This is a genomic window from Dyella sp. 2RAB6 (assembly GCF_052115385.1).
In the GTDB taxonomy this organism is placed as follows: domain Bacteria; phylum Pseudomonadota; class Gammaproteobacteria; order Xanthomonadales; family Rhodanobacteraceae; genus Dyella_D.
Genome location: NZ_JBFRGP010000012.1, coordinates 14847 through 28710, shown reverse-complemented (window position 1 = coordinate 28710; position 13864 = coordinate 14847). Strand labels below are relative to the sequence as shown.

General features: G+C 67.4%; 15 protein-coding genes. 5 read left to right on the top strand and 10 right to left on the bottom strand.

Annotated elements, in window-relative coordinates; translation table 11 throughout:
- The first annotated feature begins 177 nt into the window (after positions 1–177).
- On the top strand, positions 178–2676 hold the full coding sequence (locus tag AB4083_RS16250; protein WP_441609124.1) for a prolyl oligopeptidase family serine peptidase: 2499 nt from the start codon (positions 178–180) through the stop codon (positions 2674–2676).
- A gap of 81 nt (positions 2677–2757) precedes the next feature.
- Here AB4083_RS16250 and AB4083_RS16245 read toward each other — a convergent pair whose 3' ends face one another.
- From AB4083_RS16245 to rpmB, 4 genes are all read right to left on the bottom strand, one after another.
- Positions 2758–3024, bottom strand: coding sequence for a Txe/YoeB family addiction module toxin (locus tag AB4083_RS16245; protein ID WP_441609123.1), 267 nt, complete (start codon positions 3022–3024; stop codon positions 2758–2760).
- 17 nt (positions 3025–3041) lie between these two features.
- Positions 3042–3296, bottom strand: coding sequence for a type II toxin-antitoxin system Phd/YefM family antitoxin (locus AB4083_RS16240; protein ID WP_441609122.1), 255 nt, complete (start codon positions 3294–3296; stop codon positions 3042–3044).
- A 312-nt stretch (positions 3297–3608) separates the two neighbouring features.
- Complete coding sequence (gene rpmG, locus AB4083_RS16235; protein WP_126685625.1) at positions 3609–3776, bottom strand: 50S ribosomal protein L33; 168 nt, start codon at positions 3774–3776, stop codon at positions 3609–3611.
- 13 nt (positions 3777–3789) lie between these two features.
- Positions 3790–4026, bottom strand: a complete 237-nt coding sequence (gene rpmB / locus AB4083_RS16230; protein ID WP_026635436.1) for a 50S ribosomal protein L28 — start codon at positions 4024–4026, stop codon at positions 3790–3792.
- Between the two features lie 326 nt (positions 4027–4352).
- Between rpmB and secB the strand changes: the two genes are divergently transcribed.
- The 4 genes from secB (at position 4353) to AB4083_RS16210 (ending at position 9660) form a co-directional block, all read left to right on the top strand.
- Positions 4353–4844: a protein-export chaperone SecB gene (gene secB, locus AB4083_RS16225; RefSeq protein ID WP_441609121.1), complete on the top strand. Its 492-nt coding sequence runs from the start codon at positions 4353–4355 to the stop codon at positions 4842–4844.
- A gap of 9 nt (positions 4845–4853) precedes the next feature.
- Entirely contained in the window at positions 4854–5879 is a 1026-nt protein-coding gene (locus AB4083_RS16220; protein WP_441609120.1) for an NAD(P)H-dependent glycerol-3-phosphate dehydrogenase, read from the top strand.
- 114 nt (positions 5880–5993) lie between these two features.
- Entirely contained in the window at positions 5994–9020 is a 3027-nt protein-coding gene (locus AB4083_RS16215; RefSeq protein ID WP_441609119.1) for a DEAD/DEAH box helicase, read from the top strand.
- Between the two features lie 22 nt (positions 9021–9042).
- Positions 9043–9660, top strand: a complete 618-nt coding sequence (locus AB4083_RS16210) for a class I SAM-dependent methyltransferase (protein ID WP_441609118.1) — start codon at positions 9043–9045, stop codon at positions 9658–9660.
- A gap of 102 nt (positions 9661–9762) precedes the next feature.
- Here AB4083_RS16210 and AB4083_RS16205 read toward each other — a convergent pair whose 3' ends face one another.
- The 6 genes from AB4083_RS16205 to AB4083_RS16180 all read right to left on the bottom strand — a co-directional run bounded on the left by AB4083_RS16205 (position 9763) and on the right by AB4083_RS16180 (position 13801).
- Positions 9763–10086: a hypothetical protein gene (locus tag AB4083_RS16205; RefSeq protein WP_441609117.1), complete on the bottom strand. Its 324-nt coding sequence runs from the start codon at positions 10084–10086 to the stop codon at positions 9763–9765.
- An 84-nt stretch (positions 10087–10170) separates the two neighbouring features.
- Positions 10171–10551, bottom strand: coding sequence for a nuclear transport factor 2 family protein (locus AB4083_RS16200; RefSeq protein ID WP_441609116.1), 381 nt, complete (start codon positions 10549–10551; stop codon positions 10171–10173).
- 16 nt (positions 10552–10567) lie between these two features.
- The gene (locus AB4083_RS16195; protein ID WP_441609115.1) at positions 10568–11257 is read right to left on the bottom strand and encodes an HAD family hydrolase; all 690 of its coding nucleotides are present in this window, start codon (positions 11255–11257) and stop codon (positions 10568–10570) included.
- Between the two features lie 92 nt (positions 11258–11349).
- Entirely contained in the window at positions 11350–11829 is a 480-nt protein-coding gene (locus AB4083_RS16190) for a DUF4189 domain-containing protein (protein WP_441609114.1), read from the bottom strand.
- A gap of 54 nt (positions 11830–11883) precedes the next feature.
- Positions 11884–13026, bottom strand: coding sequence for a type IV secretion system protein (locus AB4083_RS16185; RefSeq protein WP_441609113.1), 1143 nt, complete (start codon positions 13024–13026; stop codon positions 11884–11886).
- Positions 13027–13069: 43 nt separating this feature from the next.
- A complete protein-coding gene (locus AB4083_RS16180; protein WP_441609112.1) occupies positions 13070–13801 on the bottom strand; it encodes a hypothetical protein in 732 nt (243 codons plus the stop codon).
- Positions 13802–13864 lie beyond the last annotated feature (63 nt).

Genomic DNA, 13864 nt, shown 5'->3' with positions numbered 1-13864 from the left:
TGAGGCGCATTGGAATATCGATGTTGGGGTTCGCCTGCGGCTCACCCCAACCTACGCTCTCTCCGGGCGAAGCCACCCCCCCTACATGACTAACGACACGGCGATGCCCCCACCGCCCGCGGTGTAACTTCCTACGGTCGCGCCCGCCACCCGGGCGCCCCTGCAGGAGACCGCACGATGCCGTCCGCCGCCCACAAGGGACTTTCCCTCGCCGTTGCCTTGCTCGCCGGCCTGCCCGCCGCCGTGCTGGCCGGCTACGACAAGCCGCCGGAGCCGCTGCTCGGCGTGATGCATGCGCCGCTGCCGGCGATCCCGCTGCTCGATCCCACCCGCACGCGCATGCTGCTGGTCGAGCAATCGCAGTACCCGCCGATCACGCGCGTGGCCGAGCCATATCTCAAGCTTGCAGGCCTGCGTATCGAGCCGGCCAATCATGCGCGGCACGATGCGTCGAGCGGCTATGGCATCCGCACCTGCCTGAAGAGCTTCACCGTGGAAGACGTGGCCAGCCACAAGCAACTGCCGGTGACGCTGCCGGCCGGCGCCTGCCCGAGCGTGCCGCAGTGGTCGCCCGACGGCCGTCGCTTCGCTTTCGCCAACACCACCAAAGAGCGCACCGAACTGTGGCTGGGCGATGCGCTCACCGGTCAGGTGCGCCGCGTGGAAGGCGTGTGGCTCAACCCGGTGATGGAAGACGACGTGCAATGGCTGCACGGCAGCGATTCGCTGCTGGTGAAGCAGGTGCCGGCGAATCTCGGCGCGGCGCCGAAGGTGAGCGAGACCGCCGGGCCGGAGATCAAGGAGTCGATCGGCGGCAAGGGCGAGAGCAGCACCTACGAAGCCCGCGACACGCTGGGCAGTCCCGAAGACGAAGCGCTGTTCGAGTATTACGGCACCGCGCAGCTTGCAGTGATCGACGCGGCCAGCGGCAGCGTCAAGGCGGTGGGCAAGCCGGGCGTGCTTGCCGGTGTTTCCGGCGCGCCGGATGGCGAGCACGTGCTGGTGGAAACGCTGAAGAAGCCGTACTCGTACGTCACCACCTATGAGCGGTTCGCGCGCGACGTCAGCGTGCTGGACGTGAGCACCGGCCAGTCCGCCGCGATTGCCTCGCTGCCGGTGGCCGACCGCGTGCCGGTGCGCGGCGTGCCGGTGGGGCCGCGCGATTTCGACTGGCGCGCCAATGCGCCGGCTACCCTGGTGTGGCCGGAGGCGCTGGACCAGGGTGACTGGAAGGTCAATGTCCCGCAGCGCGACAAGGTGATGCTGTGGAGCGCGCCGTTCAACGGCAAGCCGCAGGAAGTAGCGCGCACCACCCAGCGCTACAGCGGCATGCGCTGGCTGGCGCAGGGCGAGGAGCCCTTCGTCTACGAGTACGACGCCAACAAGCGCTGGATCCATATCGCACGCATCGACGTCGCGCATCCATCGAAGCCCGCGCGCACGGTGTGGGACTACTCGATGGACGAGAACTACAAGCAGCCCGGCTCGCTGCTGATGCAGCAGCTGCCGAACGGCGCGCGCGTGGTGCGGCAGGAAGGCGACTACGTCTATCTGGCCGGCACCGGCGGCACGCCGCAGGGCGACCGTCCTTTCCTCGATCGCTACGCCTTGTCGAGCGGACGCACCGAGCGCCTGTTCCGCGGCGACGGCGCGGACCACTACGAAAGCGCGCAGGCAGTGCTGCCGGGCGGCGAGCGCTTCATCACCGCGCGGCAGTCGCCGGCGGAGCCGCCGAACCTGTTTCTGCATGCGCTGGGCGCGCCGGTGAGCGACGCCAAGCCGGGCGAAGCGGTGTTCGCTTCCAGCAGCGACGCGATCACCCATATCGCCGACCCCACGCCGCAGGTGCGCGGCATCGCCAAGCGGCTGGTCACCTACAAGCGCAAGGACGGCGTGGAGCTGTCGTTCACCCTGTACACGCCGCCGGGCTACAAGGAAGGCACGCGCCTGCCGGCCGTGCTGTACGCCTATCCGCAGGACTTCGCCGACCCGAGCAAGGCCGGGCAGGTGAGCGGATCGCAGCAGAAGTTCGACATCCTGCGCGGCTATCGCCTGTTGCTGCTGTCGGGCTACGCCATCATCGACAATGCTTCGTTTCCGATCGTCGGCGATCCGCGTACCGCCTACGACACCTATGTCGAGCAGCTGGTGATGGACGCGCAGGCGGCGGTGGACAAGGCGGTGGAGCTGGGTGTGGTCGACCGCGAGCGGATCGGCGTCACCGGCCACAGCCACGGCGCGCTGATGACCGCCAACCTGCTGGCGCATACCGGGCTGTTCCGCGCCGGCGTCGCCACCAGCGGCGGCTACAACAAGGACCTCACTCCATTCGGCTTCCAGAACGAGCGCCGCTCGCTATGGCAGGCGCCGAAGGTGTACGAGCAGGCCTCGGCCTTCTTCAACGCGGACAAGATCAAGGCGCCGCTGTTGCTGATGCACGGCATGGACGATGCCAACCCCGGCACCGAGCCGATCCAGTCGCCCAAGCTGTTCCAGGCGATCCGCGGCCTGGGCGGCACCACCCGGCTGGTGATGCTGCCGCACGAGCCGCACTGGTACACCGCGATGGAGTCGAACGAGCAGCAGGTGTACGAGATGCTGACGTGGTTCGACAAATACGTGAAGAACGCCGCGCCCGCTGCGGCGGCGAAGGAGCAGGGCAAGGCCGCACCCTGAAGTCGGCATCGGCGCGGACGTTTCGTCCGCGCCGGCATCGTGTCGCCATGCTTGAAAGAGCGCGTATCTCGCGCTCCGATTTCAGTGATCGCCGTAGTGGAACTTGCAGCCGATGATGCAGATGCACTCATCATCGAAGGCATAGACAAGGCGATCCTTCTTGTTGATGGATCGGGACCAGAAGCCGGCCAGATCGCCGCTCAACTCGTGAGGATCGCCCAGGCCGTCGTTCGGAATCCTTTGCGCCTCTTTGATGAGGGCATGAATCTTCTTCAGGGTTTTCTTGTCTTCGGCCCAGTCCTGGTAGTCCTTCCAGGCTTCATCCGTGAACTTGATACTTCGTGCCATCAAGCGCGCTCCTTTTCCTACTCCTCGATCAGCGTGCGCTTCTTGGTCTTGCCCGCCTTGAACTGAGCGATGGACTTGGCGAGGTGATCGCGGTTGGCCTTGCTGCTGAGCAGGTGCACGGTGTCCGCCATCGAGTTGTAGTCCGCCAGGGACATGACTACGGCGTCTTCGTGATCGCGGCGATGGATGATGGTGATTGAGCAATCGCTTGCCACGGTATCCAGCACCTCTTTGAGATTGTTACGGGCGTCGGAAAAACTGACGACTCGCATGGGGTTCTCCTGTCTTGCCGATGTTCTGATGCCCTTCTTGACTTGTGCAGGTTATTGCACAAGTCAAGTTTAGGGCATGTCCTAAAGCCGCAACAAGCGGTCAGCTCAGACCTGTCCAGACACCCATGGCAAGACTTTCTTGATTCCCTATGGCTTGCCGAGGCTACTCGCCGGGCCTGACCTCAAGCCAGCTTCACGGCCAGAATTCAGACAAAAGGTGACTGCGCAAAGCGAAAAAAAACCCGCCACAAGGGCGGGGTTTTCATAAGGCATAGATCCTGGCTTTCGCCAGGATGACCCGCTAGACGCGGGTCACTTGATCTTGCCTTCCTTGTAGATCACGTGCTTGCGCACGACCGGATCGTACTTCTTGAATTCGAACTTTTCCGGCGTGTTCTTCTTGTTCTTCTGCGTCGTGTAGAAGTGGCCGGTACCGGCCGAGGAGATCAGGCGGATCTTGTCGCTTTTGCTCTTGGACATGGCTCAGGCTCCCTCAGATCTTCTCGCCGCGGGCACGCAGGTCGGCGATCACGGCCTCGATGCCCTTCTTGTCGATGGTGCGCAGCGCCTGGTTGGAGACGCGCAGTTTCACCCAGCGGTTCTCGCTGGCGACCCAGAAGCGACGCTCATGCAGGTTCGGCAACCAGCGGCGACGGGTCTTGTTGTTGGCATGCGAGACGTTGTTACCAGTCTGCACGCCTTTTCCGGTGACTTGGCATACACGGGCCATGATGACCTCCGTAGATTCGTTTACCGCCCGTTAGCCAGGGCGACATCGGCCCAGCGGCGCCATGCGCCACGCGATGCTGGAGGGTGCTGCTTGTCGGGGGCTGCCGTGAGGACCGCATCGCGTCGCGGACGTGCCCGTAAGGCCGGGCCGGCTTGGCCGAGCCGTGAATTCTCTCAGAAACCCGGGGGGTTGCGCAATCTTTAAGCAGGGGCCGGGGCTTGGGGCTGGTCCGAAAGCCTGGATAGATCGCATGGCGGCCTGCCGGGATGTATGGAACAATCGGCCTCTTTGTCCTTTTCCGTAATCCAGATCGAGGGGTTTCACAGATGGCAGACGTCAACGCCAACGGCCAGGCCGGCCAGCCGCAGCTGGTGCTGCAGAAGATCTATGTGAAGGACGTGTCGTTCGAGGCGCCCAACGCTCCGCACATCTTCCAGGAGATCGGCGAGACCGAGCAGCAGCCGCAGGTCCAGCTCAACCTGGGCCAGCAGGCCACCGAGCTGGGCAACGACCTGTACGAAGTGGTGCTCAGCCTCACCCTGACCTGCACCCTGGGCGAGCGCACCGCTTACCTGGCCGAGGTCAAGCAGGCCGGCGTGTTCGGCGTGTCCGGCTTCAACGAGGCCGACCATGCCGGCATCATCGGCAGCTACTGCCCGAACCTGCTGTTCCCCTACGCCCGCCAGGTGATCTCCTCGCTGGTGATGGAGGGCGGCTTCCCGCCGTTCCTGCTGCAGCCGATCAACTTCGACGCGCTCTACGCCGAGCAGCAGCGCCGCAGCACCGGCGGCGACGAGGCTCCGGTCCTCAACAGCTGAGTCACCCTCATGGCTGAACGTCCGACCCTGGCGGTCCTGGGAGCCGGCTCGTGGGGGACGGCGCTGGCCGCCCTGACCGCGCGCAACGGCGTGCCGACCCGTTTGTGGGGCCGGGACGCCGCAGCGCTCGCGGCGATGGCCGCAAGCGGGCAGAACCTGCGCTACCTGCCGGAGATCCAGCTGCCCGCCGAGCTGCGCTACGAAAGCGACCTGGCCGCCGCCGTGCGCGGCGCCGGGATCGTGCTGATCGTGGTGCCCAGCCATGCGTTCGCCGCCATGCTGGACGAACTGGCGCCCCTGCTCGATGCGGGCGCGAGCATCGCCTGGGCCACCAAGGGCTTCGAGCCCGGCACCGGCCGCTTCCTGCACGAACTGGTCGACGAGAAGCTGCCCGGCCGCGCCGCGGCGGTCATCACCGGCCCGTCCTTCGCCAAGGAAGTCGCACTGGGGCTGCCCAGCGCGGTCACCGTGCATTCCGACGACGAAGCCTTCGCCCAGCAGCTCGCCTCCATGCTGCACGCGCCGAATTTCCGCGCGTACTCCGGCGGCGACGTGCTCGGCGCGGAGCTGGGCGGCGCGATGAAGAACGTGCTGGCGGTCGCTACCGGCGTCGCCGATGGCATGGACCTGGGGCTCAACGCCCGTGCCGGCCTGATCACCCGCGGCATGAACGAGATGCTGCGCCTGGGCGTCGCGCTCGGCGCCCGTCCCGAGACCTTGATGGGCCTGTCGGGCCTGGGCGACCTGGTGCTGACCTGCACCGGCGATCTCTCGCGCAACCGCCGCCTGGGCCTGGCCCTGGGCCGCGGCATCGCCATCGACGAAGCGGTGCGCCAGATCGGCCAGGTGGTCGAAAGCGTGGTCACCGCCGACGAAGTCGCCCGGCTGGCGGCCAAGCACGGCCTGGACCTGCCGATCAGCGGCGGCGTGCGCGCCGTGCTGCACGGCGAAGTGACGCCGGTCGAAGGCGTGCGCGCACTGATGTCGCGCGAGCAGAAGCCCGAATATCCGCAAGGACTTTTCGGGGTCGCCTAAACCTTGGACTGTATCGCTTTCACGCCCGCAGAAAAAATCGGGCGTGAAGGCGCGCATCTGCACATCGCCCTTGCTAAGCTCGGTCTTTTGGTCTTCCCGGCGGACCGCACGCGCATGCAGCAACCCGACGAGAAACGCCTCGCCGAATCCACCTCGCAGCGCCACGAGGAGACTGCGGAACCGCTGCCGTCCGTCTGGCGCCGCCTGCTGGACGAAGGCGCCGATGCTGCGGTGGCCGAGCGCGGCGTGCTGGGCTTCTTCCTCGATGCGATTCCCGAGGAAGGCGCGCCTTACGTGCGCCTGGAACTGGCGCCGGTCTTGCTGAAAGTGGCCGAGCAGGGCCGCTTCGCGCGACCCGCGCCGCTGGATAGCCGCCATCTCGCCCATCTTCCGCTGGACCCGCCCGAGCAGCGCCTGGCTGCCACCGTGCTGGGCCTGCCGCAGACCGTGCGCAAGAGCCGCAGCTACGCGCGCCTGGCCGGCCACGTCGGCGACACCTTGCTGGCCGAAGTGCTCGACACCGCGCCGTGCTTCCTCGGCGGCCTCGCCGGGCTGCGCCTGTCGCGCGGCAAGGGGCACCTGCTCAACTGGCATTGGCACCTGGAAAAGGACGGCAGCCAGAAACTGCTGCCCGCGCTGCCGGCCAACCATCGCCTGGTGCGCATCGACGGCCTCTGGTACCTCGACGCCGAGCGCGCCGAGCTGGGCCACCTGGAAGCGCCCGCCGAGGAAACCCAGTGGCTGGACCTGCCGCTGCTGAAGCACGAGGACAGCGCCACCCTGCGCGCCGCGCTGCCGGGTAGCCGGCTGGCCCATCGCGTGCCCGCGCCGCAGGTCTTCGACGAGCTGCGCCGCTCCGAGCAATCCCCGCGTCCGGTGCTGATCCTGCACGCACTGACCCGCCACGCCCGCCTCGCTGCCGGCACGCCGCCGCTGGCCTATGCGCGCCTGGCTTTCGACTATGCCGGTGAGCGCCTGCCCGGCCGTGGCGGCGAGCCGCTGGTGCGCCGCGTGCGCCAGGGCACGCTGGTGGAGATCACGCGCCGCCGCGCCGAAGAACTCACCGCGATGGAACAGCTCGAACGCGTTGGCCTCACCCCCGGCGTGGATACCGAAGGGCTGCCCTGGGACCTGGCCGACACGCTGCCGGAAGACGCCTGGCTGTTCCCCGGCAAGGGCTACGCCGGCGCGCTGGAAGTGAATACGCCGGCACGCTGGCTGGCGCTGCGGCCCAAGCTCGAAGTCGAGGGCTTCGTGCTCGAGTACGCGCCCAGCTTCCCGTTCGAGGTGCTGGAAGGTCCGGTGCAGTGGTACGGCAACGCGGTGGAAGACGCCGACGACCACGCCTTCGACCTGGAGATCGGCATCGAGCTGGAAGGCAAGCGCCACAACCTGCTGCCCGCGGTGGCGCAGGCGCTGGCCGAGCACACGCTCAATCTCAGCCCCGCGCCGAACGAGCCGGAAGACGCCGTGTGGTACGCGCCGGTGGACGAACGCCGCCGCGTGCCGGTGCGCCTGAAGGAACTGCGCGGCCTGCTGGCGCCGCTGGCCGAATACCTGGAGAAGCCGCGCAAGAAGCTGCATCTGCCGCGCGTGCAGGCCGGCCGCCTGGAGGAAATCGTCGAGGCGCTGCCGGCCGGCGCCGCGCTGGAAGCGCCGGAGCAGCTGCGCGGCTTCACCGCGCGCCTGCGCGACGCCGCCGAGCGCGCCAGCGACGTGGTGCCGGAAGGCCTCACGGTGGAATTGCGTCCGTACCAGCGCGAAGGCCTGCGCTGGCTCAACGCGCTGGCCGAGGCCGGCGTCGGCGGCGTGCTCGCCGACGACATGGGCCTGGGCAAGACCTTGCAGCTGGTCACCCATCTGCTCGCGCTCAAGGAACACGGCGCGCTGACCCAGCCGGCGCTGATCGTGGTGCCGACCAGCCTGATCCCGAACTGGCAGGCCGAGATCGCGCGCTTCGCGCCCGCGCTCAAGGTGCTGGCGCTGCATGGTCCGCAGCGCGGCGGCGATTTCTCGCAGCTCGGCGCGCAGGACATCGTGCTGACCAGCTACGCGCTGCTGCCGCGCGACGTGGTGGCGCTGCGCAAGCAGCCGTTCGCGCTGATCGTGCTGGACGAGGCGCAGCAGGTGAAGAACCCGCGCACGCAGGCACGCCGCGCCGTGCTGAGCCTGCGCGCGCCGCGCTGCGTCTGCCTCACCGGCACGCCGCTGGAAAATCACCTGGGCGAACTGTGGTCGCAGGTAGACCTGGCCGTGCCCGGCCTGCTCGGCGACGAAGGCGCATTCCGCCGCCACTACCGTGTGCCGATCGAGAAGCAGCAAGACACCGAGTGCCAGGACCGCCTCAATCGCCGCCTGGCCCCGTTCATCCTGCGCCGGACCAAGTCGCAGGTGGCCTCCGAGCTGCCGCCCAAGACCGAGATCACCCGCCGCGTGGTGCTGGAAGGCCGCCAGCGCGAGCTGTACGAGGGCCTGCGCCTGTCGCTGGCGGAGGAACTGCGCGAGGTGATCGCGCAGCGCGGCATCCAGCACAGCGGCATCGTGGTGCTGGATGCGCTGCTCAAGCTGCGCCAGGTCTGCTGCGATCCGCGCCTGGTCAAGCTGGAGGCCGCGCGCGGCGTGCGCGACTCGGCCAAGTTCGACCTGCTGATGGACATGCTGCCGGCGCTGCTGGCCGAAGGCCGCAAGGTGCTGCTGTTCTCGCAGTTCACCGAAATGCTGCGGCTGATCGCGCAGGAGCTGGACCGCCGCCGCATCCACTACGTGGTGCTCACCGGCGAGACGCGCGATCGCGCCGAGCCGGTGCGCCAGTTCCAGGAAGGCGACGTGCCGCTGTTCCTGCTGTCGCTGAAAGCCGGCGGCGTGGGCCTCAACCTCACCGCCGCCGACACCGTGATCCACTACGACCCGTGGTGGAACCCGGCCGCCGAAGCGCAGGCCAGCGACCGCGCGCACCGCATCGGCCAGGACAAGCCGGTGTTCGTGTTCCGCCTGATCACTTCCAGCACGGTCGAGGAGCGCATCGAGGAACTGAAGGCGCGCAAGGCCGAGCTGGCCGAAGCGGTGCTGGAAGGTGGCGGCACGCGCGAGCGGCTCAGCTTCGACGAGGACGACCTCGACGCGCTGCTCGCGCCGGGCTGACCGCGATGAAGGCGCGCCTGCCATGAGTGACCGCGGTTCGCGCTGGGACGAGGTGTATCGGAACAAGAGCGCCGACACGGTGAGCTGGTTCCAGGCGCGGCCGACGCTGTCGTTGACGCTGATCGAGCACGCCGGCGTGCCGAAAGGTGCTCCCGTCATCGATGTGGGCGGCGGCGCTTCGTCGCTGGTCGACCATCTGCTGCGCGAAGACTACGCGGATCTGACCGTGATGGATTTGTCGGACAGCGCACTCGCCACCTCGCGCGAACGCCTGGGCGACAGCGCAAGACAGGTCGACTGGATCACCGGCGACGTGCTCGCCTTCGCGCCATTGAAGCGCTATGCGCTTTGGCACGATCGCGCCGTCTTCCATTTCCTGGTCGACGCCGACAGCCGCCGCCGCTATCTCGATGCGCTGCGCCGCGCCTCGCAGGCGGGCACGCAGATCGTCATGGCCACGTTCGCCGAAGACGGTCCGGACCGCTGCAGCGGCCTGCCGGTGGCGCGCTACGGCGTGCGCGAACTGCACGCGATGTTCGGCGCGGACTACGAGCTGCTGGAAAGCACGCGCGAAACCCATCGCACGCCGGGCGGCACCGACCAGCACTTCAGCTGGGTGCGGCTGCAGCGAGTGCGTTAGCTCGTCATCCCGGCGCAGGCCGGACAAGCGCGTAGCGCGAAGAACGCCCGCAGGGCGGCCCCGAAGGGGTGAGCGAAGTGGGTGACGTTTTGTCTGCACTTGTCACTGCGCCCGCGTGCGCAGCAGCGCATCCACCGCCTGCTGCCATTGCGGCGAACCGGGCTGGGATTGCGGGGCTTCCTCGCCGAGCTTGCGCTGCACCGCGCTGTTCCATTCGTCCGAGCCGCCATCCGGGCCGTGTCCGTCGCCATCGGCGATGGCCAGCCGCTGATCCACCCACCGATACCACTCGTGCGAGCCCAGCGCGGCGTTGGCCGGTGTCGCCGCGGAGGCCTGTGGCTTGGGCTGCTGTTCCGGTTGCGGTGCTTGCGGTGATGAACAGGCGGCCACGAGCACGGCCATGGGAAGAAAGACGAGTCGACGCATGACAGCTACCCCGAAAACTCCGAGGGTTCAGCCTAACCCCGGACGCTGGCGTGGCGGTGAATCGTGCCTGACACGCGTGGGCGCTTAACTGCCGTCGAGCACTAGCGTGCCCTGGTGATAGAGGATCTTCCATACCTCGCCGTCACGCCGCCAGATCGTCGCCCTGCGCGTGATCCGCTGGCCCTGGTGCAGCGTATAGGTGACCAGATAGGCCTGGCCGTCGAGCGGTGCGCAGTGGAAATCCTCGACCTCCAGCGCCTCGTCGAGCCAGCCCTCGCGATGGCGTTCTTCCAGCATCGCGAGTACGTACTCGCGGTCGTAACGCCGGCCCGAGGCGCCGACTTCGTGGAACGCCGCCGCCGTCATGTGCTCGAAGTCGGCGCGCGCATGGCCGAACTCCGGGCAATGAAAGATCGGCTCGCGCCGGCGCAGCGCTGCGCGCACTTCATCGAGTTCGGTCGCCATGCGTGGCTCCTTCGCCTCAGAGCCGCGCCGCGACTTCGTCGATATGCTTGAGCAGGTCGGCAGGGTCGTCGTACACGCGGAACGCACCCGAGCGCGCCAGCTCATCCTCGCCATAGCCACCCGACAGCAGCCCTACGCCGAGCGCGCGGGCGCGCTGCGCGGCCAGCATGTCCCAGATGCTGTCGCCGATCACCAGCGACTGCTCGATATCCACGCCGAGCTTTTCCGCCGCCGCCAGGAACAGGTCGGGATCGGGCTTCGCATGGCGCACCTGGTCGCGCGTGATCACCGGCACCTTGGACGGATCCACGCCCAGCGCCTCGATATTGTGCGCCGCCGTGGCCATCCGCCCGCTGGTGGCGATCGCCCACGGATAACCCTGCTCGGTGAGATAGGCGAGCAATTCGCGCGCGCCGGGCAGGGGCCGCACCAGACCCTGCGTGTGCTGCCGGTTGAACGCTTCGACGTGGCGCTGGTGCAGCCGCGCCAGGCGCTCCTCGGTGATCTCCAGCCCGGTCTCGCGCAGCAGGATGTTGGTGAACAGTCCGCCGCTCATGCCGATCTTGCGATGAATGCGCCACACCGACAGTTCCACGCCCTCGGCGTCGAGCGCTTCCTTCCAGGCCAGCACGTGCTGATAGACGCTGTCGACCAGGGTGCCGTCGAGATCGAACAGGAAAGCGGTGCTGCTGCGGGGGCGGTGCATGGCGGAGCTCCGGCGGGGCATGGGGCATACAGTGTCGCCCATCTGGTGGGAGCGGTGCATCGCCGATATCGATGCGCTGGACATGGCTGGCGTCATGGAACGGGCTCGGCAGGACTACATTCGGTGTAGACGATCTCGCAGTCGCTGGTTTTCTTCTGGCAGCGCTTCATCGATGTCGCGATGGCTTCGTCTACGGTCATGGCACTGCTCATGGAGGAATAGGTGACCCCCCATGCGACGGCTACGCATTGATCGCGATAGGTGAAATCTACTCGGCAGTCCGGCGTGCCACATCGATCCATGGCGCTACGTTGGGCGGCGAGCTTGCTTCTCTCGCCGAAGGAGACGCCCATGTTGAGCGACGTATTGCTGGTGGCGATGGCTCCCCATCGGCTTGCATAACGGGCCATTCCGACGGGATTGCCGGTTTCATCGCAAGGTTCTCCGCCTGAGTCATACAGGCCCGGACCACGCGGGCCTTCGGGCCGCCAATGGCAATACTGAGCGTGCAATGCCGTGCTCAGGCATAGCGGCCAAAGTAAGACGGGCAGCTTCAGCAATGAGGAAGTCATCAGTTTCTCCAGGAAAGAGGAGCCGGCGATCGTTTGTCCACCGGATCGAATACGTCATGCACGCGGACTTCGCTTTATGACGTCCTGTGCCAGGGCACCTGGATGGCCGGACGGATTCCTGAGCGGCTGGATCACGTTTGGCAGTGACTTCGGATTGCCCGCGTGATGTGGCCTGCGCTGTGCTGCCGGCGCCTGATCCGGGTCGGGCCGGTAGCCGTGCGAAGCAGACGCGGCGGGGCTCCCGCTGCCGCGGCCAAACATCGAGTAAGCACTGAACTGCCCCAACGCCCCCATGAAAAACTCCGCCGTCATCTGCGGCACGGTGACGATCAGCAAAGTCATGATCAGCCCCAGCCCACCCTGCTGCAGCGCCATGCTCGACACACCCTCGGCCATATGCAGATCGACGGCGCCGTTGCTGAGCTTCTGCACCGCGGCATTGAGCAGCTTGTCGGCCCAGAACGCCGCCGCCACCGCGCACACCATCTTCAGCGCCACCGAGGTCATCACGGCAGTGACGGCGAGCCGGAACAGCGAACCGAAGCAGTACTGCAGCCAGCGCTGGAAGATCGGCCGGGTGCCCCGGAACAGCAGGCACATCACCGCCAGCGGCGCGACCGCGACGAGGAAGCGCAGCACGATCTGCAGCAGCATCAGCAACGTGCCGCCGACCACCACCGGGCCGGCGGTGCCGATGCCGGCGAACCACAGGCTGCGTTCCCTGGCGGTGGCGACGGCCGCATCGCCGCCGGTGGGCAGGGCATCGATGCTGGACAGCGCGAACTGCATCCAGGCCAGCCCTTCGCGGATCTGCCCGTCCATGTCCCGCTCGCCGCTGACCAGCACGCCGACCAGTTGATCGAGCTCGTTGATCCGCGCCGCCAGCCATGGATTGCCCATGCTGGTGGCGCCGACCACGAACACGATCAGCGCGGCACGCGCGGCATCGACCACCAGCGCCATCATCGGCTCGCGCGAGCGTCCGCTGACGATGCGATAGCCGTGCAGCATGATCCAGCTGGTGAGCAGCGGCAGCGCGAGCATCGCCAGCAGCGTGCCCAGGCGTTCGGCCATGCCGGCGGTCCACTGGGTGATCAGGCCGTCGTCGTCGAGCAGGAACGCGCGGATGGCGGAGAAGAACATGAAGTTGCCGAGGTCGCCGGAAGGCGCGAAGGCGGCGAGCGCGAGATTGGGCATGACGTCATCCATGACAGTGCGGGGATCGAATGGAGTCGTGCGCTCAGGGATGCCTGGCGGCATCGAGCGCCTGCTTGAGCGTCGCGCCCTGGATCAGGGTGCCGGCCAGTCCTGCGCCAGCGGATGACGCATTGCCGAGCACCTGTCCGGTGAGCTGCGCCTGCTGCTCGCGGACCGCCTGGCCCAGCGTGGCGTACCGGTCCAGCGCGGCCCTGGCGCCGTGCATGTCGTGCCCGAGGTTGGCGGTGAAGGCCTGCATCTCGGTATCGAACGCCTTCAATCCACCCAGATTGCTGGAGCCCGCCTCGGTGATGCGCCTGGCCAGGATCGCCTGCATCTCGCGATTGCGCCGCTCGACCTGCCGGTTGAGATCGACCAGGACGTTGTAGCGGCGGTTGTCCAACTGCAGCAGCAGCTGGCAGAACGCGTGCTGCTGCTGCGCCAGCTTGCCCGCCTGCATCGACGGGCCGGGGCAGCGTTGCGCCAGGCCGTCATCCACGCCGCGATACTGCAGCGTGCCGTCGAAGAACGACGGGCCGGCTTGCACCACGTTGAGCATGGTGAAGTACTGCTGTTCCCATTGCGCGAACTGCTGCGTCCACTGCAGCCATTCCTTCGCCCACGCCTCGGTGCCGATACGGTTCTGTTCCACATCGACGACCGACCATTGCGCGACGACGTCGGCTGCTGCGCAGCACCCGAGAAGCAATAACGCCACCCGCAGGAAGCAGCGGCGGCGTTGTCCCGTGCCGGAATGGCCGATTCGCGATCGCACGTGCTGCTCCTGCGGCTGGGGCCCGGAAAGCCGGATGGCTCATTGAAGCCGCAGGGCTGGACG

Bases quoted from the DNA above. Each gene is read 5' to 3' on its own strand.
- AB4083_RS16250 (WP_441609124.1), top strand. From the start codon at position 178: ATGCCGTCCGCCGCCCACAAGGGACTTTCCCTCGCCGTTGCCTTGCTC.
- AB4083_RS16245 (WP_441609123.1), bottom strand. From the start codon at position 3,024: ATGGCACGAAGTATCAAGTTCACGGATGAAGCCTGGAAGGACTACCAG.
- AB4083_RS16240 (WP_441609122.1), bottom strand. From the start codon at position 3,296: ATGCGAGTCGTCAGTTTTTCCGACGCCCGTAACAATCTCAAAGAGGTG.
- rpmG (WP_126685625.1), bottom strand. From the start codon at position 3,776: ATGTCCAAGAGCAAAAGCGACAAGATCCGCCTGATCTCCTCGGCCGGT.
- rpmB (WP_026635436.1), bottom strand. From the start codon at position 4,026: ATGGCCCGTGTATGCCAAGTCACCGGAAAAGGCGTGCAGACTGGTAAC.
- secB (WP_441609121.1), top strand. From the start codon at position 4,353: ATGGCAGACGTCAACGCCAACGGCCAGGCCGGCCAGCCGCAGCTGGTG.
- AB4083_RS16220 (WP_441609120.1), top strand. From the start codon at position 4,854: ATGGCTGAACGTCCGACCCTGGCGGTCCTGGGAGCCGGCTCGTGGGGG.
- AB4083_RS16215 (WP_441609119.1), top strand. From the start codon at position 5,994: ATGCAGCAACCCGACGAGAAACGCCTCGCCGAATCCACCTCGCAGCGC.
- AB4083_RS16210 (WP_441609118.1), top strand. From the start codon at position 9,043: ATGAGTGACCGCGGTTCGCGCTGGGACGAGGTGTATCGGAACAAGAGC.
- AB4083_RS16205 (WP_441609117.1), bottom strand. From the start codon at position 10,086: ATGCGTCGACTCGTCTTTCTTCCCATGGCCGTGCTCGTGGCCGCCTGT.
- AB4083_RS16200 (WP_441609116.1), bottom strand. From the start codon at position 10,551: ATGGCGACCGAACTCGATGAAGTGCGCGCAGCGCTGCGCCGGCGCGAG.
- AB4083_RS16195 (WP_441609115.1), bottom strand. From the start codon at position 11,257: ATGCACCGCCCCCGCAGCAGCACCGCTTTCCTGTTCGATCTCGACGGC.
- AB4083_RS16190 (WP_441609114.1), bottom strand. From the start codon at position 11,829: ATGACTTCCTCATTGCTGAAGCTGCCCGTCTTACTTTGGCCGCTATGC.
- AB4083_RS16185 (WP_441609113.1), bottom strand. From the start codon at position 13,026: ATGCCCAATCTCGCGCTCGCCGCCTTCGCGCCTTCCGGCGACCTCGGC.